The organism is Halobacillus halophilus DSM 2266 (assembly GCF_000284515.1).
GTDB lineage: Bacteria > Bacillota > Bacilli > Bacillales > Halobacillaceae > Halobacillus > Halobacillus halophilus.
Map to the genome: position 1 here is coordinate 66,153 of NC_017668.1, position 23,638 is coordinate 89,790.

General features: G+C 42.1%; 20 protein-coding genes and 2 tRNA genes. 19 read left to right on the forward strand and 3 right to left on the reverse strand.

Annotated elements, in window-relative coordinates:
* The first annotated feature begins 4 nt into the window (after positions 1-4).
* The 9 genes from HBHAL_RS00355 (at position 5) to HBHAL_RS00395 (ending at position 10,498) form a co-directional block, all read left to right on the forward strand.
* Positions 5-958: a ribose-phosphate diphosphokinase gene (locus HBHAL_RS00355; RefSeq protein WP_014641360.1), complete on the forward strand. Its 954-nt coding sequence runs from the start codon at positions 5-7 to the stop codon at positions 956-958.
* An 84-nt stretch (positions 959-1,042) separates the two neighbouring features.
* Entirely contained in the window at positions 1,043-1,705 is a 663-nt protein-coding gene (locus tag HBHAL_RS00360) for a 50S ribosomal protein L25/general stress protein Ctc (RefSeq protein ID WP_014641361.1), read from the forward strand.
* A 164-nt stretch (positions 1,706-1,869) separates the two neighbouring features.
* On the forward strand, positions 1,870-2,433 hold the full coding sequence (gene pth, locus HBHAL_RS00365) for an aminoacyl-tRNA hydrolase (protein WP_014641362.1): 564 nt from the start codon (positions 1,870-1,872) through the stop codon (positions 2,431-2,433).
* Between the two features lie 82 nt (positions 2,434-2,515).
* The gene (locus HBHAL_RS00370; RefSeq protein WP_014641363.1) at positions 2,516-2,746 is read left to right on the forward strand and encodes an anti-sigma-F factor Fin family protein; all 231 of its coding nucleotides are present in this window, start codon (positions 2,516-2,518) and stop codon (positions 2,744-2,746) included.
* Between the two features lie 52 nt (positions 2,747-2,798).
* Positions 2,799-6,335 carry a transcription-repair coupling factor gene (gene mfd / locus HBHAL_RS00375; protein ID WP_014641364.1) on the forward strand — a complete coding sequence of 1,179 codons (3,537 nt, stop codon included), beginning with the start codon at positions 2,799-2,801 and terminating at the stop codon, positions 6,333-6,335.
* A 226-nt stretch (positions 6,336-6,561) separates the two neighbouring features.
* Positions 6,562-7,098, forward strand: a complete 537-nt coding sequence (gene spoVT, locus HBHAL_RS00380) for a stage V sporulation protein T (RefSeq protein ID WP_014641365.1) — start codon at positions 6,562-6,564, stop codon at positions 7,096-7,098.
* 93 nt (positions 7,099-7,191) lie between these two features.
* Complete coding sequence (locus tag HBHAL_RS00385) at positions 7,192-8,775, forward strand: putative polysaccharide biosynthesis protein (RefSeq protein ID WP_014641366.1); 1,584 nt, start codon at positions 7,192-7,194, stop codon at positions 8,773-8,775.
* Positions 8,772-10,238 carry a bifunctional methyltransferase/pyrophosphohydrolase YabN gene (gene yabN, locus HBHAL_RS00390; RefSeq protein WP_014641367.1) on the forward strand — a complete coding sequence of 489 codons (1,467 nt, stop codon included), beginning with the start codon at positions 8,772-8,774 and terminating at the stop codon, positions 10,236-10,238. Before HBHAL_RS00385 ends, yabN begins: the two co-directional genes overlap by 4 nt.
* 2 nt (positions 10,239-10,240) lie before the next feature.
* Positions 10,241-10,498, forward strand: coding sequence for an RNA-binding S4 domain-containing protein (locus tag HBHAL_RS00395; RefSeq protein WP_041601495.1), 258 nt, complete (start codon positions 10,241-10,243; stop codon positions 10,496-10,498).
* Between the two features lie 579 nt (positions 10,499-11,077).
* Here HBHAL_RS00395 and HBHAL_RS00400 read toward each other — a convergent pair.
* Positions 11,078-12,418, reverse strand: a complete 1,341-nt coding sequence (locus HBHAL_RS00400; RefSeq protein ID WP_014641370.1) for an IS4-like element ISHaha1 family transposase — start codon at positions 12,416-12,418, stop codon at positions 11,078-11,080.
* 402 nt (positions 12,419-12,820) lie between these two features.
* Here HBHAL_RS00400 and yabP point away from each other — a divergent pair, with 402 nt between their 5' ends.
* The 5 genes from yabP (at position 12,821) to HBHAL_RS00425 (ending at position 16,084) form a co-directional block, all read left to right on the forward strand.
* On the forward strand, positions 12,821-13,126 hold the full coding sequence (gene yabP / locus HBHAL_RS00405; RefSeq protein WP_014641371.1) for a sporulation protein YabP: 306 nt from the start codon (positions 12,821-12,823) through the stop codon (positions 13,124-13,126).
* A complete protein-coding gene (gene yabQ / locus HBHAL_RS00410) occupies positions 13,123-13,713 on the forward strand; it encodes a spore cortex biosynthesis protein YabQ (RefSeq protein ID WP_014641372.1) in 591 nt (196 codons plus the stop codon). The genes yabP and yabQ overlap by 4 nt, the downstream gene beginning before the upstream one ends.
* Positions 13,714-13,729: 16 nt before the next feature.
* Positions 13,730-14,113: an FtsB family cell division protein gene (locus tag HBHAL_RS00415; protein WP_014641373.1), complete on the forward strand. Its 384-nt coding sequence runs from the start codon at positions 13,730-13,732 to the stop codon at positions 14,111-14,113.
* A 75-nt stretch (positions 14,114-14,188) separates the two neighbouring features.
* Positions 14,189-14,584, forward strand: a complete 396-nt coding sequence (locus HBHAL_RS00420; RefSeq protein WP_014641374.1) for a S1 domain-containing RNA-binding protein — start codon at positions 14,189-14,191, stop codon at positions 14,582-14,584.
* A 126-nt stretch (positions 14,585-14,710) separates the two neighbouring features.
* On the forward strand, positions 14,711-16,084 hold the full coding sequence (locus HBHAL_RS00425) for an aspartate aminotransferase family protein (protein WP_014641375.1): 1,374 nt from the start codon (positions 14,711-14,713) through the stop codon (positions 16,082-16,084).
* A gap of 781 nt (positions 16,085-16,865) precedes the next feature.
* On the opposite strand, the gene HBHAL_RS00430 is transcribed toward HBHAL_RS00425, so the two are convergent.
* Both HBHAL_RS00430 and HBHAL_RS00435 read right to left on the reverse strand, forming a co-directional pair.
* Positions 16,866-16,937: transfer RNA gene (locus HBHAL_RS00430), tRNA-Glu, on the reverse strand.
* A 44-nt stretch (positions 16,938-16,981) separates the two neighbouring features.
* A tRNA-Met gene (locus HBHAL_RS00435) sits at positions 16,982-17,055 on the reverse strand.
* A gap of 282 nt (positions 17,056-17,337) precedes the next feature.
* Here HBHAL_RS00435 and spoIIE point away from each other — a divergent pair.
* The 5 genes from spoIIE (at position 17,338) to hpt (ending at position 23,520) form a co-directional block, all read left to right on the forward strand.
* Entirely contained in the window at positions 17,338-19,785 is a 2,448-nt protein-coding gene (gene spoIIE, locus HBHAL_RS00440; protein ID WP_014641376.1) for a stage II sporulation protein E, read from the forward strand.
* A gap of 63 nt (positions 19,786-19,848) precedes the next feature.
* Positions 19,849-20,586: a vWA domain-containing protein gene (locus HBHAL_RS00445; protein WP_014641377.1), complete on the forward strand. Its 738-nt coding sequence runs from the start codon at positions 19,849-19,851 to the stop codon at positions 20,584-20,586.
* On the forward strand, positions 20,567-21,490 hold the full coding sequence (locus HBHAL_RS00450; protein WP_014641378.1) for a protein kinase domain-containing protein: 924 nt from the start codon (positions 20,567-20,569) through the stop codon (positions 21,488-21,490). The genes HBHAL_RS00445 and HBHAL_RS00450 overlap by 20 nt, the downstream gene beginning before the upstream one ends.
* Positions 21,491-22,969 carry a tRNA lysidine(34) synthetase TilS gene (tilS, locus tag HBHAL_RS00455; RefSeq protein WP_231853968.1) on the forward strand — a complete coding sequence of 493 codons (1,479 nt, stop codon included), beginning with the start codon at positions 21,491-21,493 and terminating at the stop codon, positions 22,967-22,969.
* Positions 22,970-22,980: 11 nt separating this feature from the next.
* On the forward strand, positions 22,981-23,520 hold the full coding sequence (gene hpt, locus HBHAL_RS00460) for a hypoxanthine phosphoribosyltransferase (RefSeq protein ID WP_014641380.1): 540 nt from the start codon (positions 22,981-22,983) through the stop codon (positions 23,518-23,520).
* Positions 23,521-23,638 lie beyond the last annotated feature (118 nt).

The following is a 23,638-nucleotide window of genomic DNA, read 5'->3' on the forward strand; positions in this document are numbered from 1 at the left end:
ATCCATGGCAACTGGATATAAGGATTCAAAACTGAAAGTATTCTCACTGAACTCCAACCCGGAATTGGCGAAAGAAATTGCTGAAAATATCGGGGTGGAATTAGGGAAGTGTACGGTGACAAGCTTTAGCGATGGAGAAATTCAAATTAATATCGAAGAGAGTATCCGCGGCTGTGATGTGTATATTGTTCAATCAACAAGTGAGCCTGTGAATGAGCACATCATGGAACTCCTGATTATGATTGATGCCTTAAAGCGTGCTTCAGCCAGAACGATTAACATCGTCATGCCTTATTATGGTTATGCACGTCAAGACCGTAAAGCCCGTGCACGTGAACCAATTACAGCTAAGCTGGTAGCGGATCTTCTGGAAACAGCCGGAGCATCCCGCGTCCTTATGCTGGACCTTCATGCTCCTCAAATTCAAGGGTTCTTCAACCTTCCTATTGATCATTTAGTAGGAGTTCCGATTTTATCGGATTATTTTGAAAAGAAGAACTTTGAAGATGTGGTTATCGTTTCACCAGATCACGGCGGTGTAACGCGTGCTCGCAAAATGGCCGATCGATTAAAAGCCCCAATCGCCATTATTGATAAACGACGGCCTCGCCCGAATGTTTCTGAGGTTATGAATATCGTTGGGAATATTGAAGGGAAAACGGCCATTATCATTGATGATATTATTGATACGGCAGGGACGATTACACTCGCGGCCAATGCATTAGTTGAAAACGGGGCTACAGAAGTGTACGCATGCTGTACTCACCCTGTATTGTCCGGTCCTGCTATTGAGCGCATCGACCGTTCTAAAATTAAAGAGCTTGTCGTTACGAATACCATTCCTCTTGGTGAAGATAAAGCAAGCGACAAAATCACTGAACTATCCGTTGCCGGTTTAATCAGTGAAGCGATCATTCGAGTTCATGAACGTCAATCCATCAGTATCTTGTTTGATTAAGAAGTTTATGAGAAAATAGGTTTAACGTTTGAGCGAAACGGGAAAAAGACCAGATGACTGGTATATAATTGGAGGTTGAGTAATTTGTCTATTTCATTAAAAGCATCTCAAAGAAACGAATTAAAACAATCAGTGACACGTGAATTGCGACAAGAAGGTAACGTACCAAGCGTAGTTTACGGGAAAGATAAAGAACCAATCACTGTTTCTGTTAACAGCATCGAATTGCTTAAAACAGTACGTGATGAAGGTAAGAACGCGATCATTTCACTTGATATAGAAGGTAAAGACAGTGTAGATGTTATGCTGCACGAATATCAGATTGACCCTCTAAAAGATGAGTTAATCCACGCGGACTTCTATATTGTGGACATGAGCCAGGAAATGGACGTTGAAGTACCTGTTCACCTTGAAGGGGAAGCAGCAGGAAGTAAAGAAGGCGGCGTCCTTCAGCAGCCGCTTTATGATCTGGCTGTTCGTGCGAAGCCGGCTAACATTCCTGACGAAATTCTAATTGATGTTTCTGAATTGAACATTGGCGACAGCATTCTGGTAAGTGATATTACATCTTCCAGTGGATACGAAATCACAGAAGATCCAGATACCACGATCGTTGCGGTTACTCCTCCGGAAGAAGTACCGGAAGAGCCTGAAATCGCTGATGAAGATGCTGAACCTGAAGTTATCAATGAGAAAAGTGATGATGAGGATCAGGATCAGGATGAAGAAAAGGAAGATAAAGAATAATCCTGAGATGAACAAAGGGCGTGGCCAAAAGGCCCGCCTTTTTTCTATGTTAAAACGGTATTCTGAAGGGATGTTTTTCAGGATCGATACAAACTGACATTATTTTTAATCAACCTTTGTTATACTAAGGAGAGCACGACTATGATGGATAAAGGAAGTTTGCAATGAAGTGTATAGTAGGTCTGGGAAACCCAGGTAAGAAATATGCAAAAACGCGTCATAACATCGGGTTCATGATTCTTGATGAGCTAGTCAAGCAAAATCATTGGTCCTTGGAACAGACAAAATTCCGTGGGATATATACCACAGAACATGTAAATGGTGAAAAGATTCTTTTATTAAAACCTCAGACGTTTATGAATCTGTCTGGGGAATCTCTTGTTCAGTTCATGAATTTTTTCGATTTGGAAGCAGACGATATTCTCGTCGTGTATGATGACCTGGATCTTCCTCCAGGAAAAATACGTCTGCGTAAAAAAGGCGGACACGGAGGTCATAATGGCATCCGTAATATTATTGACCATTTAGGTACAAAGGAATTTAATCGCTTACGTGTAGGTGTAGGACGGCCGGATGGCCCTGTTTCCGTCGTGGACTATGTACTTGGAACGTTTACCAAACAGGAACAGGCCCCCGTAGCTGACAGTATAGACGCTGCTGTGAAAGCATGCGAAGCGTGGATGACCCAGCCTTTTAATGAAGTCATGAATGATTTTAACGCGACGTAAATCATTAAGTCTTACCTAGTTTAGTATAAGCTTAATACAAGCCGGCAAAACTAATGACCATCAGCTCTGAAGGAGGATGGAAATGAAAATTCATTATTATTGCCGGCATTGTCAGCGTCAAGTAGGTGAATTAGATGCAAAGCATGTGGATGTATCCCAATTAGGTTTAGACTTATTAAACGAAGAAGATCATCAGCAAATGGTTCATATGCACGCTAACGGTGATTTAAATATTCGTACGATTTGCGATTCATGTAAAGAAACCTTGGATCAACATCCACATTATCATGAGTTAGATTTTTTTATTCATTAAATCAAGCGCGGACCTTTTGAAGTGGTAGGCCTTGATGGTGGAGGAGTTCGTTATGCAAGGAATTAAAGATTATTTATATCCCCAGGATGATGTCCATTCAATCATAGAGGGCTTTGAATCAGGGATGAAGGAACAAATGATTGCAGGATTGTCTGGAGCATCACGGAGTTTAATGATCTCCTTGCTTAAGGAATCATTGGACCGCCCTGTCCTGCTTGTTACCCATCAATTGATTCAAGCTCAGCAGCTGTATGAGGACATGCAAGAACTGACCGAGGAGGGCCAGGTTCAATTATATCCCGTAAACGAACTGATCGCCTCTGAAATTGCGATTGCAAGTCCTGAATTAAGAAGTCAGAGAATTGAGGCCTTGAGCAACTGGCTGAAGCAAGATAAAGGGATTCTTATTGTCCCTGTAGCTGCTCTAAAACGCATCATGCCGCCAAAATCCTACTGGGAGCATAATCAGCTCCCTTTTCGTGTTGGGGAAGATATTGAGCTGAACGCGTATTTGGAGCAGCTGGTGAGTATGGGGTATGAACGTACAGAGATGGTAGCTACCCCCGGAGAGTTCTCCCTGCGTGGGGGAATCTTTGATATTTATCCGTTAACGGCAGAATTTCCTTACCGGATTGAACTGTTTGATACCGAAGTAGATTCGATTCGTACATTTGATTCGGAAACTCAGAGGTCGCACGATAAACTGAATGAAGTTACGGTAGGACCTGCCACTGAATTACTGCTGCATAAGGAAGACTTTACGAGGGCATATCATCGATTGGAAAATGCGCTCAGCCACTCCCTGAAAAAGTTGACGAAAGCGGATGCAAAAGAAACCTTGAACACCGTGATTGAGCAGGACCTGGACCGTTTGAAAGATCAGGAACGCTTTCAGGAGATGTATAAATACATTGGTTATTTTTATGAAGAGTCTGTAAGTCTGCTAGACTATCTTCCTGAGAATGGACTGATGGTTCTGGACGAGATGAGCCGTATTCAAGAAACCGCTAACCGTCTTGACCAGGAAGAAGCGGAATGGCATCAAAGCCTATTAGAAGCAAACCAGACGGTCCGCGACTTGAACATCTCTTTTGACTGGCAGGACACGTGGGCCAAGATGAAGCATCCTACCCTATATATGTCCGTATTCATGCGTCATATTCCAAATACTCACCCTCAGAATGTAGTCAATATTTCAAGCCGTCAAATGCAGCAATTTCACGGGCAGATGAATTTATTGAAGAATGAAATGGAGAGGTGGCAGAAGCAGGATTATTCAATTATTATTCTGGCTCCTGATCACAACCGTAGTGAAAAGATCCAGTCGGTTTTAGAAGATTATGATATGGAAGCTGTCATCTCTAAATCAGATGTTAAGCTGCCTCTAGTGAAGCCGACAATTGTTATCGGGAATATCAGCAGCGGCTTTGAATGGCCTATGCATAAATTGGCCGTTCTGACCGAAAATGAACTGTTTAAAACTCGCACAGCCAAGCCCAAACGTAAGCAGAAGCTTTCCAATGCTGAACGCATCAAGAATTACCAGGAGCTTAAAGTGGGAGACTATATCGTCCACGCTAATCACGGGATTGGTAAATACTTAGGTATAGAAACACTTGAGATGAATGGCAATCATAAAGATTTTCTAATGGTTAATTATTCAGGTAATGATAAGCTGTATGTCCCGATCGACCAGATTGACCTTATTCAAAAATATGTGGGTTCTGAAGGGAAAGAGCCTAAAATATACAAGCTCGGTGGCAGTGAGTGGAATAAAGTCAAGCGCAAGGTTCAATCTTCAGTAGAGGATATTGCCGATGACTTAATTCAGCTTTACGCAGAGCGGGAAGCTTCTAAAGGTCACGCGTTCAGTGAGGATGGCGAAATGCAAAAAGATTTTGAGATCGCTTTTCCTTATGAAGAAACCGAGGACCAGGTGCGTTGTATAGAAGAAATTAAGGAAGATATGGAACGGATTCGACCTATGGACCGCTTGTTATGCGGAGATGTCGGATACGGTAAAACGGAGGTAGCGATCCGAGCAGCCTTTAAAGCGATTTATGAAGGCAAACAAGTGGCGATCCTTGTACCTACCACCATATTGGCTCAGCAGCATTATGAAACCCTTCAGGAGCGCTTCCAAGGGTTTGGTATTAACCTGGGATTAATGAGCCGCTTCCGCACGCGCAAGCAGCAAAAAGAAACGACAGACAGACTTAGAAAAGGATTGGTGGATATTATCGTGGGCACCCACCGGATTCTTTCAAAGGATGTACAATTTAAAGATCTGGGGCTGCTGATTGTAGACGAAGAGCAGAGGTTTGGCGTGAAGCACAAAGAAAAAATCAAACAGCTAAAGCATAATGTGGATGTTCTGACATTAACAGCCACTCCAATTCCTCGAACACTTCATATGTCGATGCTCGGCGTCCGCGATTTATCGGTTATTGAAACGCCGCCTGCGAACCGTTTTCCTATTCAAACGTACGTCCTGGAATATAATCCAATTTTCCTGCGGGAAGCGATTGAAAGAGAAATGGCGCGCGGCGGGCAAGTCTTTTTCTTATTTAACCGTGTGGAAAATATCGAACGGATGGCTCAGGAAATCGCTGCGCTCGTCCCCGAAGCCCGCGTAACATTCGCTCATGGGCAAATGAATGAAACGGAGCTTGAGAATGTCATGTTTTCCTTCTTGGGAGGGGAATATGATGTACTTGTGAGTACCACCATTATCGAAACAGGAGTCGATATTCCTAATGTAAATACCCTTATTGTTTACGATGCAGATCGTATGGGCTTAAGCCAGCTTTATCAACTTCGCGGCCGTGTAGGCCGTTCGAACCGTGTGGCTTATGCTTACTTTACCTACCAACGGGATAAAGTACTGACGGAAGTCGCTGAAAAACGTCTCCAGGCTATTAAAGAATTTACTGAATTAGGCTCAGGTTTTAAAATCGCCATGCGGGATCTTTCCATACGAGGAGCAGGTAATTTACTGGGGTCGCAACAACATGGATTTATTGATTCAGTAGGGTTTGATATGTATTCACAAATGCTGAAGGATGCGATTGAAGCGAAAAGACAAGGTAAAGAACAGGAAGCCGTGCAGCCGTTCCAGCCAGAATTGGATATGATGATGGATGCTTATATTCCTGGCACATATATTCAGGATGAAAAGCAGAAGATTGATATGTATAAACAATTCCAGGCCGTGGAATCTGTAGAAGACGTGCATGATTTACGTGATGAATTGATTGATCGCTTCGGAGATTATCCGGAAGAAGTGGAGAACTTATTCAGGGCTACTTCCATTCGCCTCTTTGCTAAACAGGCACGGATTGAATCCATTACGGAGAAGAAAAGGAAGCTCGAAATGGTTATGGATTCAGACCAAAGCCAGCTGATTGACGGAGCGAAGCTGTTTGAGTATGCCAATAAATATGGTCGTATCGTACAGTTAGGCACGGAAGATAACCAGTTAAAAGTCACCTTCAAATGGGATCGTCAGCCGCAGGCCAAGCGGTATGAGATCGTCGAGGAGTTCTTAAGTCAACTTCCATCTATGATTCGTGAAACGACTACAGCTTAATTAGAAAAGAGGTCTTCCAAGCAGGAAGGCCTCTTTTTTGTGCGCTCTTTAAGGAATCCTCAAGTTAAAATTTGCAAGAAAACGGAATTATTATAAAAAAATCCATACCAAGGGTGTATAGGTTTTTTATGCTGTACCATACTATCCTTAATCACCCGCTTATTCTCCATGCGCTTCAAAAGGATAATAACAGGAATATCATCACAGAAAGGGAGGCAGCATAAGAATGAAAGCAACTGGTATTGTACGCCGTATTGATGATCTGGGGCGTGTGGTTATTCCAAAAGAAATTCGCCGCACGTTAAGGATTCGTGAAGGAGACCCTCTGGAGATTTTTGTGGACCGCGAAGGTGAGGTTATTTTAAAGAAATACTCGCCCATCAGTGAGCTTGGTGATTTTGCGAAGGAATATGCAGAAGCTCTTAGTGAAGCCTTAGAAGTCCCTGTAATGATTTGTGACCGAGATGAGTATATAGCCGTAGCTGGTGTAACGAAAAAAGATTACCTGAACCGATCCATCGGTTCAAAAATTGAGCAGGTGATGGACACAAGAACGATGAGTTATGAAAAACACCCAGCACCGATAGAGTTTACCCGCGGCCAAGAAGAAGATGTCATTTCTTATATCATTCATCCTATAATCGCCCAGGGAGATCCCATCGGTTGTGTAGCAGCTTTCAATAAAGAAGGTTCACCTATCGAAGAAGGATCAAATAAAGCAGTCCAAATAGCAGCCAATTTTTTAGCGAAGCAAATGGAATAGGTGAATGGTCAGGTCCGTAAAGGTAAAGGATCTGACCTTTTTGTATGATATAATGGACTCGTTTACTATCATACAAAGAAGAAAGGAATAGCTATGAGCAATCATTCCTCCCCCTCTGTGCTGAAGGGGGCATTTATATTAACGGTTGCTGGACTTCTTAGTAAAATACTTAGTGCAGGTTATCGAGTGCCTCTTCAAAATATAACTGGAGACCTAGGTTTTTATATTTACCAGCAAGTGTACCCAATTCTCGGGCTCGCCATCGTTTTATCTCTCTATGGATTCCCTGCCGCAATTTCTAAGCTTGTTTCGGAAATCACTGAAGAACAGCGTTCCCTTTCCGTACCTTCCTTCTATCTTCCTGTCTTTTGCTGGCTGATGGGGATATGCGGGAGTATTTTTATAGTAGGTTTTACACAGGCTCCATGGATAGCAGATATAATGGGTGACGAAAAGCTTATCCCATCTTTAAGATCTGCTTTTTGCGTGTTTTTAATCGTTCCTTTTGTTTCATTGTTTCGCGGAGTTTTTCAAGGAAGCAATCAGATGAAACAGACAGCCGTTTCGCAAGTAATCGAACAGATCATACGGGTCACCATCATCATTTTGACAGCTGTTTTAGTGATGAAGCGGGGAAGTATGTATGCCATTGGAATTGGAGCATCCGCTGCTTCATTTCTCGGAGCTGTGGGAGCTTTCATGGTGCTGGCAGCTTATTTTAAGAATTCACATAACTGGACTTTTAAACGTTGGTCTTCATCCTTTTCATACATAAAACCTATTTTCTTTTATGGTCTGTTTATCTGTTTTAATTATATGCTTTTATTGTCTTTTCAAATGGTTGATGCTTTAACCCTGATTCCAGGTCTGCGCCAGGCGGGAGTGGATTTGGAAGCGGCTCGAATCTGGAAGGGGATTTTCGATCGCGGTCAGCCTCTGATTCAACTGGGGACGGTTCTTGCTTCTTCCGTTGCGTTAGCTGTGATTCCATCCGTTACGAGAACCCGTTTCATGAAGAACCCGAAAGAAGTTGAAAGGTACGTGTTTGCCTCAACCAAATTCAGTTTAATCATCGCACTAGGGGCTGCAGTCGGATTAATTATTTTGTTCCCATCCATTAACGCTTTGTTCTTCCAAGATACGGAAGGTACAGGACCTCTTAGAATATTAATGCTTGTTATTCTTTTTAGTTCGGTTTCCATCACAACCTCTTCTGTACTTCAGGGACTAGGTTATGTCAGTCATACAGCGGTTATTGTCATAAGCGGGGTATTCGTTAAATATCTTATGAACGCGTGGCTGATCCCCGTTTATGAATTAAAAGGGGCCGCTTTTGCTACGATAATAGCTGCCGCTTTTGTTTTATTTGGAAATATCGTAATCTTAGGGAAAGATTACTCAATAAGAAAATGGGCAGGATTACCCTGGGTGGCTTTACTTGCTGCTTTAACAGGAATGGCAGGATTGCTGACTGCCGTCACCAGTATAGCTGGATACGACATTTTTGAGTCCAGCCGGCTGGGACTCTTGGTTTATACGTTAACCTTAACAGCAGCAGGAGCCGGTGTATATTTTATACTACTGCTCCGACTCGGGGCCTTTTTCAGCTATGAAGTAAAAGTCCTGCCTTTTCATAAATGGTTGATACGATTACTTCCGAAAGGGATGAAACAATGAATAAAATTACTGTCGTGGGGCTTGGAGCAGGAGATCTGAATCAATTGCCCCTTGGAATATATCGTTTGTTACAGAATGAAAACCAGGAGATTTTCGTCCGTACCTCCGATCATCCTGTGCTTCAGGAATTAAAAAAAGAAGGCCTGCATTTCGAAAGCTTTGACCATGTTTATGAAGAAAAAGCACAGTTTGAAGACGTATATAAAGAAATTGTCCGGCAGCTTGTGGAAGCAGCAGAGTATCAGGATATGGTTTATGTGGTACCGGGCCATCCGATGCTTGCTGAAAAAACGGTACAACTATTAATTGAAAAGAGAAAACAAGGAAAAGTCGACCTTCGTATAGAAGGGGGTCACAGTTATCTGGATGCTGCATTTTCATCACTGGAAATCGACCCAATTGAAGGCTTGCAGTTTTTAGATGCAACAGATTTGAAGCGGGAAGAGATTCAGTTCCGCAACCACACCATTCTATGTCAGGTTTCTGACGCTGGAGTGGCTTCTGAAGTGAAGTTAACGCTGCTTGAAGACTTACCTCCTGAATATCCAGTCACAGTGGTTACAGCAGCTGGCAGCAAGGGAGAGAAACTAGCCACGGTGCCTCTGGCAGATTTAGACCGAAGCATTAAGGTCAACAATTTAACCAGCGTTTATGTTCCTCCAGTAGAAAAACAAAAACTCAATCATCAATTTGCTCGGTTGAGGGAGATTATTCGTATCTTGCGTAGTCCGGAAGGCTGTCCGTGGGATCGAAAGCAAACTCATGAATCACTGCGTAAATATTTGATAGAAGAAGCTTATGAATTCATCGATGCTGTAAACAGGCAGGATGATGAACATATGGTTGAAGAATTAGGAGATGTTCTTCTGCAAGTGATGCTTCATAGCCAAATTGGAGAAGATGAAGGATTTTTCACAGTGGATGACGTAATAGTATCGATAACAGAAAAAATGATTCGTCGTCATCCTCATGTATTTGATGAAGCAACAGCTGAAAATGCTGAAGAGGTAGTTACGAATTGGGAGACCATTAAGATGGAAGAGAAGGGTACGAAACCAGTTTCTATCCTTGAATCAGTGCCCGCGAGTTTTCCAGGGCTTTTACAGGCAGAGGAATTGCAAAAGAAAGCCGCTAAAGTTGGCTTTGACTGGGACTCTCCAGAACCTGTTATTGAAAAAGTAAAAGAAGAGTGGGAAGAGTTCCAGGAAGCACGTCTGAACAAAGATCAGGAAGAGATGGAAAAAGAATTTGGAGACTGGCTGTTTGCCATTGCGAATTTAGGCAGGCACTATGGGATAAATAGTGAAAACGCCCTGCAGCGTACGAATCAGAAGTTCAGAACCAGACTCTTCTCAATGGAGCAAACCGCAGAAACAGGCGGGAAGACCTTAGCTGATTATGATTTAGACGAGCTGGAGCAATTATGGGTGGATGCTAAACTAAAGCATAAAGGAGCGGAATAATGATGCGCTTAGATAAATTTATGAAAATTTCCCGACTGATTAAAAGACGGACCTTGGCGAAGGAAATCGCAGATCAAGGCCGTATCAGCATCAATGGAAATCAAAGTAAAGCCTCAAGCAATGTAGATATTGGGGACGAGTTAACCATTCAGTTTGGGCAAAAGATTTTAACCATTGAGATTAAGTCGCTTAAGGAAAATGTAAATAAAAATGAAGCGGCGTCTCTGTATGAAATCAAGAAAGAAGAACCAGTCAAATAATAAAACAACAAACCACTGCATAACCACGCAGTGGTTTGTTGTTTTTTAGCTCGGAAAAACTTTTTGTTGATTTTACATGACAGACTTATTCAACAATAGGGCCGGATTGTTGAAGACTCAGTTTCGAGATATTTTATGAGAAGAAAGGTCCTGCGGGGGATAATTCGCTTTCCGCGGGCATGTGCTGAGCCTCCTCAGTCTTCGACTTCCGGGGTCTCACCGATCATGTTCATCCCGCAGGAGTCTTCATTATCCCCTCCGGACTTTGCCAAATCAGAAGCTCGAAACCACTTCAACCATCACCTGCATAATGAAGTATTAGCTCATGTAGTTAGGATATAACGACCCACATAGCCCGTCATGAAAGCATTTCATACAGATTACGGAGGAGAACCAATCTCTTCTGGAAGGGTCCGTTCGCAACATTATAGTTGGGGTGGTGGGGAAATGACGCATATCCGTCAAGCTAGTAAGTGAATAATTCTAGATAAGCAGTGGTCCAATCCTTCAATTACACATATTTCCAATCAAGGTTATATTGACTCCTAAAGGAGTCAGTAATAAAAAGAAGGGAATCTTTTATTTATAAGTTAATCCTAAAACATCGAACGGACTTTCATGTTTTTCTTTGTGGTCTTTCCTGCCGTGTCGCCTAGCGTTTTCGAAGATAGCTTCTAATATCTTTACGACACTCTTCGAATCAGATTTTATTGGAGACACTAGATATGGCAAAGCCTGTTTCACGATATCCATGCACTTATATTCACTTGCTTCTATTCGGTGTTTCCAATATAAATAGTGACGACACTGGAAAGTCACCATGGAAGAGAGAAGAATCTCAATTAACGTTCCATATAAATGACATTCCAATCGATCTTGATTTATTTTTCGGACATCATCCATTTCAAATAGGGATTTCCAAGCTTTAAATAAGATCTCTACCTGCCACCTTATGGAATACAAAGGGTAAAGGTCTTGAGCGGCCAAATCTTCCTGTGTTACATTGGTCACAAGGATTTGAATTTGAGTTCTTTGATTGGCAGAAAGGGTCTGGTGACCTTTCTGCCTTTTTAAATGTAACGCTCTTTCCCGTTGCTTTTGTTGTTGAAGCGTAAGCTTCTGAGCTACAATGCGAGCCACATAGGAACTTCGTGAATCTCCTCCCACTTTTATGAATCCATAATCAATGGTTTCTCCCGAAACCTTATGTTTCAGATCTTCCTCAGGCTTAATTTGTATCCAACCTTCTTTCGAACTCCCGGTCCAAAACTTGGTTTGGCTCGGCACTCTGCTAATGAAAAATGCCCCTTTACTCTCCATCTCCTTTATTAATCTTGCCGAATAATAACCTAAATCCCGTAACAGTAGATCCCCTGGTTCCAATGACTCCATCTGATCACGTGCGGCATCTTTATCACTTTTAGCTTCTGCTTGAATCTTATGGTAGAGTAACTTGCCCCTGAGCCATTCATATTCTAGTTGTACTTTAACTCCATGCCCCTGTACTCCTGGATAATCGGAGTAAGAGCTGGGCAGACGAAAAGATGTCGCATCCATAATTCTAAGGCGCGAGAATAATGAATGATGTTCCAAAACCGACGAAGTTATTTCCTGCTTATCGGCTAATTGCTTATATACTTGTTTTAGAAAGGAAACCGCTTTATCGTTAAAACGTTCATGCAAAGCTTGTTTAGAGATAAAAGTATGGAATTCGTAGGAGATTTGGCTACATAAGTTAGGTAAGGTGTTTTTGCCCACGGAATCTTTTAAGAGGGTGCATAAACTTAAGAATGCTTCTGGTTTAAGTTTACTGGTCCGTTTCAAAAATCCCGTTTCTTTAGCTGTTTGTCGTAGAGAATGATCTCCTAAAGTTTCTGTAATAGCTTGAGCCATAGACCGAAGGTGTTTACTAAGATCCATAAAATTATCCTCCTTTAGAAATTTCATCTAAAAGAGTAACGTTTATAAGGGAGTTACGAAATTATAGAGCTTAGCTTGACGGGTATGGGGAAATGACGAGACTCCCATGGGAGAAGGGACTAGGTGAGATCCCACAGGGAGTGAAACGAGCGAGGAAGCTCACCGTTCCCCCAAGGAAAGCGAGTTATTTCCCCACCAGCCCTTGTCCATCTAACGTAAAGGACCCATTTATCTCGAAACTGAGTCTTCCAGTAATGGGAGATTTTCTTTAATAATCAACGTGGAGAGTTAGCGGCCCATGTGTTTTAGATCTAGAAATGTAAACTTCTTTTCTGACTGACTTTCCACGTTCTAAATACCCCTTTCGTCTCATAGCTTGTACTAGAGAAGGAGGCGGTACAGATGGAAGGTTACGATAAAAACCAGAACTTGCGCAGCCAGCCGCAGGTCGAGCATAATGTGAAAATATGGAACAGAAGAAACATAGAAATTTCAGGCGTGAAAGAAGTCGATAGTTTTGATAGCGAGGAATTTCTTCTTCAAACTTCCATGGGTTACTTAGTGGTCAGAGGCCAGAATCTCCAAATGAAAAATTTAGATCTTGACTCAGGTCTTGTATCCATTAAAGGAAAAATATATGACATGTCTTACTTGGACGAGCATCAAGGGGAGAAAGCTAAAGGATTATTTAGCAAGCTCTTCAAATGACGCTTACAACCCAATTCGTTACCATCCTTTCGATGATAGCTGGGGGAATATTCGTAGGTGCTTCTTTTGACACATTTGAACGTCTTTTCCATAGAAGGAATAAGAAGAGCTGGTTTGAAATCATCTATCAGCTCACCTTCTGGATTTTTCAAGCCGCTTTTCTTTTTTATCTTTTATATTTAGCTAACTATGGGGAATTGCGTGTCTATGTGTTTTTAGCGGTGTTATGCGGGTATGCAGCTTACCGCGCCTTACTTCAATCAAGTTACATGAAAATGCTTGAAGTATGGATCCGGGTGGTTACCTCTATTTTACGTGGCATAAAGAGAATATTCTTCCATTTAATTTTTATCCCGTTAAAATCCATCTTCTTCCTAATTATCACTTTACTTATTGGTATTTTTAAGATACTTTTAAAAGGTATATTCTTATTATTTCTTGTCGCATTTTATCCAATTAAGGTTGTTTTTCGATTGATTTGGCGATTATTGCCGAAAAACACGAGAAATTACTTAAGGCGTTTAGCAGGGTTTTTGGATAAAATCAAGAATATAGGGATCAATTGGTTTAAAAAATTCCGTAAGTAAAGGAGGACGAACGCAAATGGCAAAAACACAATCGGAGTCAGTAGCTCGCTTAGATTCTACATACATGAAGCACTACGATGCGTACATGGAAAGACACCAGAAAAAGAAAAAGCGACTAGTTCGCCGTCTTGTCATGTTTGCCCTTTTAGTGATGATCGTTGCTGGCTCTATGGTGATTTACCATGTCAACCAACAGTCTCTGTACGCGGATAAGCACCAGAAGTACGAAGAACTTCAACAGGAAATGAGCACGTTGGAAAAAGAACAAAAAGATTTGAATGAGGAAATCAAGCTATTGAATGATGAAGAATACGTTCTGCAAATTGCCAGAACCAATTATTTCTATTCAAAAGAGGGCGAAATCATATTTAAAATGCCAAATGAAGACCCTTCATATTGACACCCTTTTCAAAGCTTATATATAATATGTAAGAAGGATATTTTTATCGAAATTTTAAGGAGGAGCATTTTTTTTATGTCAATTGAAGTAGGCAGCAAGCTGAAGGGTAAGGTAACAGGTATCACTAATTTCGGAGCGTTCGTTGAACTCCCCGAGGGGAAGACCGGTCTCGTTCACATTAGTGAAGTTGCCGACAACTATGTAAAGGACATTAATGAACACTTAAGCCAGGGCGATGAGGTGGAAGTGAAAGTCATTAATGTTGGAGATGATGGGAAAATTGGTTTGTCCATCAAAAAAGCGAAAGAAAACCAACAAAGCCAGAGTCGTCGTCCTCAAAAGCCTCGTAAACCGGCTGAATCTTTCGAACAGAAGATGAACAGGTTTATAAAGGATAGCGACGAGCGTCTAGCATCACTGAAAAAGCACACGGAATCCAAACGTGGAGGTCGAGGTGCTAAAAGAGGATAGCTTGCTGTCTAGGACAATGAGTAAAAGATGCACGTTTTAATAAAAACCAGCTCCCAAAAAATAGGAGCTGGTTTTTTCTTGTCTATATTGTGTTACTATAGCTTGAAATTAACTATCATAGGAGGATTGGCATTGAATAGGCAAGATTTCATATCACATAATACAGCAACATCCCGGGAGCTGCATAAAAAAGCACAAGAAGTGATCCCTGGAGGAGTCACAGCTAACATTAAACATATAGATCCTCATCCAATCGTTATGGAAAAGGGTAACGGAAGTAAGCTCTATGATGTAGATCAAAATGAATATATTGATTACTTACTAAGTTATGGAGCTTTAATTGCAGGTCATGGACACCCGGCTGTTTTTGATGCAGCTATAGGACAGATGAGAGAAGCTGGAACAACGATTTTCGGAACGCCTCACCGGCTCGAAACCGTCATGGCTGAGAAGCTCGTATCTTTATATCCCAGTATTGAAATGGTCCGCTTTACCAACTCAGGGCTTGAGGCTACCATGCTTGCGATTCGAGCGACTATGGCCTATGCCGGTAAGTCAAAAATCGCCAAGTTTGAAGGGCACTATCACGGCGGTTATGATCAGGTGCTCATGAGTGTGAATCCAGATCACGGAGCAGCAGGGGATCCATCTTCGCCAAATGCTGTACCCGAATCTTTAGGAATTCCTGATTACTATCAGCAAAATACAGTAGTCCTTCCTTTTAACGATTTAGACGCCACTGAGAAGATTTTAAGACAAAGAGCCGATGAAGTATCTGCAATTATCATGGAACCGGTACAGGGAGGTTTCATACCTGCTGATCAAACATTTATAGAAGGGGTAAGAGCTCTGACGGAAGAACTTGGGATCCTGTTAATTTTTGATGAAGTTAAAACGGGTTTCCGGTTAGCTCTTGGAGGAGCTCAAGAAAGTTATGGAGTGACCCCGGATCTTACAGCACTTGGAAAAGTGCTTGGTGGAGGATTTCCCGTAGGGGCAATAGGCGGAAAAAAAGAAATTATGGATATTCTTTCTCCAGCTGGTTCGAGAGATATTTTAACAGCAGGGGCAGATCAGCGAGCAAAACATAATACGTTATTCCATAGTGGCACCTATAATGGTCATCCTACCGTTTTGGCTTCCGGTCTGGCCACTATCGAACTATTGGAAAAGGACCGCACGATGGAAGATTTATTTGATAAAACCAACCGCCTCAGAAACGAGCTGGAAGAATTGTATCAATCTTATAACATCCCGATGCAAACGGTGGGGCGAGGGAGTATCTTTAATATTATTCTGGCAGAAGGTTCTATTAAGAATTACCGTGATTTAAAGAAAGCAGACACTTCCTTACGAAAAGAGCTGGATTATGAATTATTAAATCTGGGGATCTATACTAAACCTCTCAATCGCTATTCTCTCTCTACGGCCCATAGTGAAGAAGATCTTAAGCGCACGGTAGAAGCTCATAAACAAGCGATTGAAAACGTTATGAAGTGAGGACAGTAAAGAAAACGACTTGTTTTCCATGGGCATTTGCTGAGATAAGAAAACTTAACAGTTAAGTTTAACAGAGCTTCCTTTAAATAATAGGCTCTTTTAAACTTCAGTGTGATTTTTGAAGATATGCTCCCATTAGTTGAAGACTTGATTTCGAGACATTTGTTGAGCGGAAGGTCCTGCGGGGGACGATTTCGCTTTCCGTGGGCATGTGGTAAGCTTCCTCAGGCTTCACCTTCCGGGATCTTACCGATCATGTTCATCCCACAGGAGTCTTCACCGTCCCCCCTCCGGGCCTTGCGATATATGGTGCTCGAAATCATGTTTAAAACGCGCCGGTTTATGATGGAGATAAACTTCTAACAATAAGCGTGTACGTTTAGATAATTCCCGCTATAAAAGCATTTAAGGCGGATCAAAGCACCCCCCTATCGCCTATAGAAGGGTCCGTTCATTCTTCCATCATAGGGTGGCGAAGGAAACAAGGAGACTCCCGCGGGAGAAGGAGCTAGGCGAGACCCCACAGGGAGTGAAACGAGCGAGGAGGCTTGCCAGTTCCCCCGCAGGAAAGCGAGTTGTTTCCGTAGCCGCCCCTCATCTACTTTTTAGCCACGGACCTGAGATATCTCGAAACTGAGTCTTCAACTATACGGCCCTATTGCGTAATAAGGCTCACATGAAAAATCACCAATGACCTTTAACAGAGGTTTTTAAATAAAAAAAGAGGACGCTTCCTTAATTTTAAGGAAGCGTCCTCTTTGTTAGGACAAGAATGTTTCGATGACCCGTACGGGATTCGAACCCGTGATACCGCCGTGAAAGGGCGGTGTCTTAACCACTTGACCAACGGGCCTTATATGTAGGCAACTTCTTTCAACCATCTAATTTTAAAAAAAGTAGCGGCGGAGGGGATCGAACCCCCGACCTCACGGGTATGAACCGTACGCTCTAGCCAGCTGAGCTACACCGCCATAAGTAAATATCTTGTGTTCAAAGTCACAAGGAATATAGTACACCATGAGAAAAAAACTGTCAATAAAAAATAAAAATATCAGACTAGTATGTAAATTTCGATAGGGAATGGAGGTGTTTTTTGAATAGATAAGGGAGGGGGGCAGGTAGATTTTGTAGAAAGTCTTATACTTCTTGAAAAAAGCATCGAAGTTTTTGTTTCTGTTCTCCTGTTGTTTTGACAAAATGCTTGTCTTTTATGTGGTTTAATAAAGTTCAATAACAAAAGGAGTGATGAAAAAATGTCAGGTACGGTGATGAAGCGTGAAGATCGTCAAGCAACACTTAAGCAGTCTAGTTTAGGTAGAGGGTTACAAAAAGCTTCACTAGGAATGTTTTCGTTTATGGCGGACAAAGGCGTTTTCCACATGGTGCTTTCCTTATTATTGGGACGAGCCATTATATTATCTTCTATGGCACCATTCTCGGTTGCGTTTTTAGCCGTGATCTGGTGGTTAAAAAGACCTTTAGTCGTGCCGGTTACGATTATGATGGCGGCAGGGGCATCTACCTACAGTTTCACCCATGCAGGGTTCGTAGTAGGAGCGTCGACGACTTTTTTGCTATTAAGTCTGGCGCTGCGCAGAACAAGTCACCCCCAAACATGGCTGCCGGCTATTGCTTTAGTAGCAAGTTTGCTTCCCCGTACGGCAAGCCTCGCATTACTCGATCGATGGCAGCTTTACGAACTTACTTTGATGTTAGCTGAAGGAGTTCTTACTTTTATACTTGTACTAATATTTATGCAGAGTCTTCCTTTATTATCACCGCAAAAATATCATCCAACATTAAAAAATGAGGAAATCGTCTGCTTAATTATATTATTAGCTTCCGTGTTAACTGGAATGATTGGATGGCAGATTCAAGGTGTAGCGGTCGTCGATGTCTTTGCGCGCTACCTGGTTATTCTCCTTGCTTATATTGCGGGGGCTGCTATTGGTTCAACGGTTGGTGTTGTTACAGGACTTGTACTTAGTTTATCTAATATGGATCATATCTATCAAATGAGCCTGCTGGCATTTTCAGGCTTATTAGGAGGTTTATTAAAAGAGGGCAAAAAACTGGGGGTGAGTGCAGGGCTAGCTGTAGGTACGTTATTAATTGGATTTTATGTATCCAGTGGAGGAGGGCTGTCGGATTCAATATGGGCCTCAGGTTGGGCTATTGTTTTATTTATGTTAACGCCAAACTCTTGGGTTAAACGGCTGTCTCGTTATATCCCAGGAACAGAAGAGCATAATTCTGAACAACAAAAATACTTACAAAAGGTGCGTGATGTTACCGCTGTAAGAGTAGGTAAATTCTCTGATGTATTTAAAGCCCTTTCGAAGAGTTTCAATGATCTAGACCATTCTAAGGAGGCTGTAGAGGGTACAGAAGAAATTGATTACTTTCTTAGTCATGTAACAGAAAAAACCTGTCAATCCTGTTTTAAAAAGGAAAAATGCTGGGTTAATCAGTTTGATGAGACTCATGATTTGATGACAGGTTTAATGATGGAGCTGGACGAAAGAGGGGAACCCACCAGGATGACCCGGAAAAACGTGGATGCGCACTGTGTAAAATCACAGAAGTTAATCGATACGATGAACCACGAATTGTCCTTCTATCATGCAAACAAACAATTGAAAAAACAGGTACTGGAAAGCCGCCGCTTTGTAGCGGAACAGCTTCAGGGCGTATCGGATGTAATGAGCACTTTTGCTAAAGAAATAGTCAAAGAACGAGAACATCACGAACAAAAAGAACAAATTATCTATAACGCGCTAGAAAGAATGGGGATGGATATTCAAAAACTTGAAATCTATACATTGGATGCCGGAAATATTGATTTAGAACTCGTAGTAGAAATAAATAATTACCGAGGGGAAGGAGCGAAAATTATTGCACCTGTGCTATCGGATATTTTAGGGGAAACGATTGTGGTTACGATGGAAGAGATTTCTCCTTATCCTAATGGCAGGTGCTATTTAACGTTTGGTTCAGCTAAGCATTATGCTATTGAAACAGGAGCAGCCCATGCAGCAAAAGGAGGAGGGTTTATATCGGGAGACAGCTTTACCATGATGGAACTGGGAAGGGGGAAATATGCGCTCGCAATCAGCGATGGAATGGGGAACGGGGAACGTGCTCATGAAGAAAGTATGGAAACGCTAAGACTGCTGAAGCAGATTCTGCAATCGGGAATGCAGGAATCCGTAGCTATCCAGTCGATAAATTCGATATTATCACTGCGTACAAATGATGAAATATTTTCGACCCTGGATTTAGCCGTCATTGATTTGCATAAGGCTACTTCCAAGTTTATAAAAGTGGGAAGCACACCTAGCTTTATTAAGAGAGGAGATCAAATTTTAACTGTCGAGTCCGGAAACTTGCCGATGGGCATTATACCAGAAGTGGATGTAGATATGACCAACGAGCAGTTGAAGGCAGGCGATTTATTGATCATGCTGAGTGATGGTATATTAGATGGTCATAATCACGTAGAGAACGTGGAGATATGGTTCAAGAGAAAAATAAAGGAGGTTTACAGCAGCGAGCCTCAAGTGGTAGCTGATCTTCTACTGGAAGAAGTGATCCGCACGCATCGAGGTTCCATTAATGACGATATGACGATTCTTGTAGCGAGAATAGACCGGTATATGCCGGAGTGGTCCTCTATCCCTACAGAGAAAAAACAGGCTTAACCGGCGTATAAGATTCCTCCTTTTCGGCGAAGATGGAAGCAACGAAACAGGAGGGATGTCGAAATGAAAGCAGGGCGTTTGAAACAAATTCTATTATTGACGGATGGATGCTCGAACCATGGAGAAGACCCTATAGCCGTAGCAGCTCTGGCTAGAAATCAGGGAGTAACGGTCAATGTGATTGGCGTTCTTGACGATCGGCAGAATGAGAAGCCTCAAGGGCTTGAAGAAGTTGAATCGATTGCCGAGGCAGGTGGAGGCGTCAGTCAAATTGTATATCAGAAAAGTTTGTCCCAAACCGTACAGATGGTTACGAGGCAAGCCATGACTCAAACCATTCAGGGTGTCGTTAATAAAGAATTACAGGAAATTCTGGGAGAAGGCCAAAGTATTGAAGAGCTGCCGCCCGCTACAAGGAGTGAAGTAGTGGAAGTGGTGGAAGATTTAGGCGAGGCATGTGAACTTGAAGTACTTGTACTTGTGGATACAAGCGCGAGTATGCAGCATAAATTACCTACCGTGAAAGAAGCGCTTTATGATCTTTCTTTGAGTCTCAACGCACGTACCGGATCAAATCAATTCAGTATTTATACATTTCCTGATGTAAAACATACGATCCGGCGGGTCATTAAATGGACTCCGGAACTCGGAGAAATCAATGGCGTTTTTTCTAAACTTTCAAGCGGTGGATACACGCCTACGGGCCCTGCGCTGAAAGAAGCTCTCTATGCCTTTACTGAAAAACCTCTCTTCAGAGGCATGCAGGATGGAGAAGATCCTTATGAAGAAACAGGATTTTAAATTATTTCCCGGGACATATTTACAAGGAAAGTGGAATGGTCATAAATATAAAGTGATCCGAAAACTTGGAGCGGGAGCTTGCGGCGCCGTGTATTTATGCCAAACTTTCCAGGGGGATAAGGTAGCCCTCAAGGTAGGGAAAGACAGCTCCAGAATGATGCTTGAGGTAAATATGTTGAAGAAATTCAGTAAGGTCCAAGGCGTGAAACTTGGGCCTGCTTTTGTTGATGTAGACGATTGGAAATCACCGTCTCTTCAAGTTTTCCCTTTTTATGTCATGGAATATGTAGAAGGGGTGCCTCTAGCCCATTTTTTAAGAGGGAAAAGCAAAGAATGGATCGGTATTTGTACCATTCAGTTGTTAACCGATCTGGAGCATCTTCACAAAGCGGGATTCGTCTTTGGAGATTTGAAGACGGATAATTTGTTAATGTCAAATTCAAAAGTTCGATGGATTGATGTAGGAGGCGTTACAGCGATAGGGCGGGCTATCAAAGAGTACACAGAATTTTATGATCGAGGATACTGGGGATTTGGCTCCCGAAAAGCTGAACCTTCATATGATTTGTTTGCCGTCACCATGATTATGTTAGAGATGGTGCATCCGAATAAATTTGAAAAAGGGGCTCATCCTAGAAGAACGCTGGCAGCAAAGCTTGCTTCCTCTAATGATCTAAAACCTTATCATTCTCTTATTGCAGGAGTATGGAAAGGGAAGTTTCAAAGTGCTTCAGAAATGAAACAAGCTTTATCCTATATAGTAATGAAACGAGCAAAAGGATCACCTGTTTCCAGGAAGCAAATGAAAGCTCAGAAACATTCTTCTGAGTGGGGTGAGCTATTGGCTTTATCTGCAGTTGCGGGGGTGTTCTGTGGATTTTCAATATTTAGTTTCTGGTTATAAGTGTATTCTTTTGCAGAAGGTGATAAGAGTGGTACGATGGAGAAAGAAAGCAGGCAGTTTGAATCTAACAGGAGTGATCTTCGCATGGAGCAGATCGTTCATTCATTTGTAAAAGAACATCAACTTATTTCCCCTCATCAAACCGTACTCGCGGCTGTTTCAGGAGGACCGGACTCGATGGCTCTTCTACACTTCCTTTGTTCCATTAAAAACTCCTGGAACCTGAAGATCATTGGTATTTCTGTCGATCATGGACTGCGAGGACAGGAGTCCATGGATGATCTGGAATTTGTGAAAAATCAATGTGAAGAATGGGGTATTGAATTTGCGGGCACTTCTGTCGATGTCCATTCACACAGAAGTGAGTCCGGAACGGGAACGCAAGAGTCAGCCCGATACTTGCGCTACCAGTACTTTGAGAGAATGATGGAGGAAAGAAAAGCAGATGTACTGGCTATGGGGCACCATGGTGATGACCAGGCTGAAACTATGATGATGCAGCTGGTTCGCAGTGCACGTCCTGAATCGCTACAGGGAATGCCGATTCAGCGACCATTTGGAAGAGGGCAGCTCGTAAGACCATTCCTGTCTTTATCTAAGAGTCAAATTGCTGAGTATAATGCCCGTCATCAAGTAAGGGCGCGGATAGATCCTTCAAATGAGGAGACGAACTACACAAGGAATGCATTTCGTAAGCATGTCATGCCGTTCTTAAAGGAGCAGAATCCAAAGTTCCATTCTCATATGCAGGCGATGAGCCAAAGGATGAGAGAAGACCAGTCATACATAAGGGAACAGGCCAGAGAAGTATTAGATACTATGTATTTTTCTTCAAATATGAAGAAAATCGTACATTTCTCCTTATCGACTTTTAAAACGTTTCCACTTGCTTTACAAAGAAGTGCCTTTCATCTAATATTGAACTATCTGTATGTTAACCAAACTGAAGATATTTCCTATTTGCATGAGGAAATGTTTATGAACCTATTATATGATCACAAACCGAATGCAAAGCTGGACTTTCCTCAAGGTTTGCAAGCCGTTCGCGCTTATGATGAAGTGACCCTTTCTTTTGACCGTTCAGATGAGGAAGATAAGTATGAGTATTTCCTTAATGCTGGAGAAAAAGTCATTCTTCCTGATGGAGCTCATTTATACGCTGAGTGGGGCAGTCCTCAGGAAAAAGAGGGAGATTCTGTCTTTACATGTGATGCTCATCACGTAAAATTACCCTTTATTGTAAGAACGAGGCGGAATGGAGATCGAATGCGTTTGAGAGGAATGAATGGTTCAAAAAAAGTAAAAGATATTTTTATTGACCAGAAAATACCGGCTCATCTACGCAAAACGTGGCCGCTTGTAACAGACAGCAGTGGAGAGATCCTATGGCTGGTCGGCTTAAAAAAAAGCGGGGGAAGTACGGATGGATCTTCAGGGACTTGGCTTCGGTTGCATTATGAAAATAAAGCAGAAACGTAGGAGGAGCAGACATGCACAGCGAAATTGAGAAGGTCCTGATTTCGGAAGAAGAAATTCAGGAAAAGTGTAAGGAGATGGGGGCCCACTTAACGGAAGAATATAAGGATCGTTTTCCGTTAGCCGTCGGAGTATTAAAAGGCGCAACCCCATTTATGGCAGACTTACTGAAAAGAGTAGAAATCCATCTGGAGATGGACTTTATGGATGTTTCAAGCTATCACGGTGGCACAAGATCGTCTGGAGAAGTTAAAATTGTTAAAGACCTGGATACGAAAGTGGAAGGGCGGGATATTTTAATTATAGAAGACATCATTGATAGTGGATTGACGTTAAGCTACTTAGTAGACTTATTTAAATACCGTCAAGCAAATTCCATTAAAGTTGTAACCCTGCTTGATAAGCCGGCTGGTCGTACTGCTCATATTAAGGCAGATACGATTGGTTTTGAAATCCCTGATGAATTTGTTGTGGGATATGGGTTAGATTATCAAGAGAAGTACCGCAATTTACCTTACATTGGGATTCTGAAGCCGGAAGTTTACGGCGGATGAAAAATCAATCGATGATTATGAGTTTTGAATCTGCAGGAATGAGGGTAATTAGTTGTGTCGTCCGTTTTTGTTATGATACTATTTACTATAGTTTTTCTCGCTTGGGAGGAGGTAGGCA

Coding starts and splice junctions, on each gene's coding strand:
- HBHAL_RS00355 (WP_014641360.1), top strand. CDS start 5: ATGGCAACTGGATATAAGGATTCAAAACTGAAAGTATTCTCACTGAAC.
- pth (WP_014641362.1), top strand. CDS start 1,870: ATGAAGTGTATAGTAGGTCTGGGAAACCCAGGTAAGAAATATGCAAAA.
- HBHAL_RS00370 (WP_014641363.1), top strand. CDS start 2,516: ATGAAAATTCATTATTATTGCCGGCATTGTCAGCGTCAAGTAGGTGAA.
- mfd (WP_014641364.1), top strand. CDS start 2,799: ATGCAAGGAATTAAAGATTATTTATATCCCCAGGATGATGTCCATTCA.
- spoVT (WP_014641365.1), top strand. CDS start 6,562: ATGAAAGCAACTGGTATTGTACGCCGTATTGATGATCTGGGGCGTGTG.
- HBHAL_RS00385 (WP_014641366.1), top strand. CDS start 7,192: ATGAGCAATCATTCCTCCCCCTCTGTGCTGAAGGGGGCATTTATATTA.
- yabN (WP_014641367.1), top strand. CDS start 8,772: ATGAATAAAATTACTGTCGTGGGGCTTGGAGCAGGAGATCTGAATCAA.
- HBHAL_RS00395 (WP_041601495.1), top strand. CDS start 10,241: ATGCGCTTAGATAAATTTATGAAAATTTCCCGACTGATTAAAAGACGG.
- HBHAL_RS00400 (WP_014641370.1), bottom strand. CDS start 12,418: ATGGATCTTAGTAAACACCTTCGGTCTATGGCTCAAGCTATTACAGAA.
- yabP (WP_014641371.1), top strand. CDS start 12,821: ATGGAAGGTTACGATAAAAACCAGAACTTGCGCAGCCAGCCGCAGGTC.
- yabQ (WP_014641372.1), top strand. CDS start 13,123: ATGACGCTTACAACCCAATTCGTTACCATCCTTTCGATGATAGCTGGG.
- HBHAL_RS00415 (WP_014641373.1), top strand. CDS start 13,730: ATGGCAAAAACACAATCGGAGTCAGTAGCTCGCTTAGATTCTACATAC.
- HBHAL_RS00420 (WP_014641374.1), top strand. CDS start 14,189: ATGTCAATTGAAGTAGGCAGCAAGCTGAAGGGTAAGGTAACAGGTATC.
- spoIIE (WP_014641376.1), top strand. CDS start 17,338: ATGTCAGGTACGGTGATGAAGCGTGAAGATCGTCAAGCAACACTTAAG.
- HBHAL_RS00445 (WP_014641377.1), top strand. CDS start 19,849: ATGAAAGCAGGGCGTTTGAAACAAATTCTATTATTGACGGATGGATGC.
- HBHAL_RS00450 (WP_014641378.1), top strand. CDS start 20,567: ATGAAGAAACAGGATTTTAAATTATTTCCCGGGACATATTTACAAGGA.
- hpt (WP_014641380.1), top strand. CDS start 22,981: ATGCACAGCGAAATTGAGAAGGTCCTGATTTCGGAAGAAGAAATTCAG.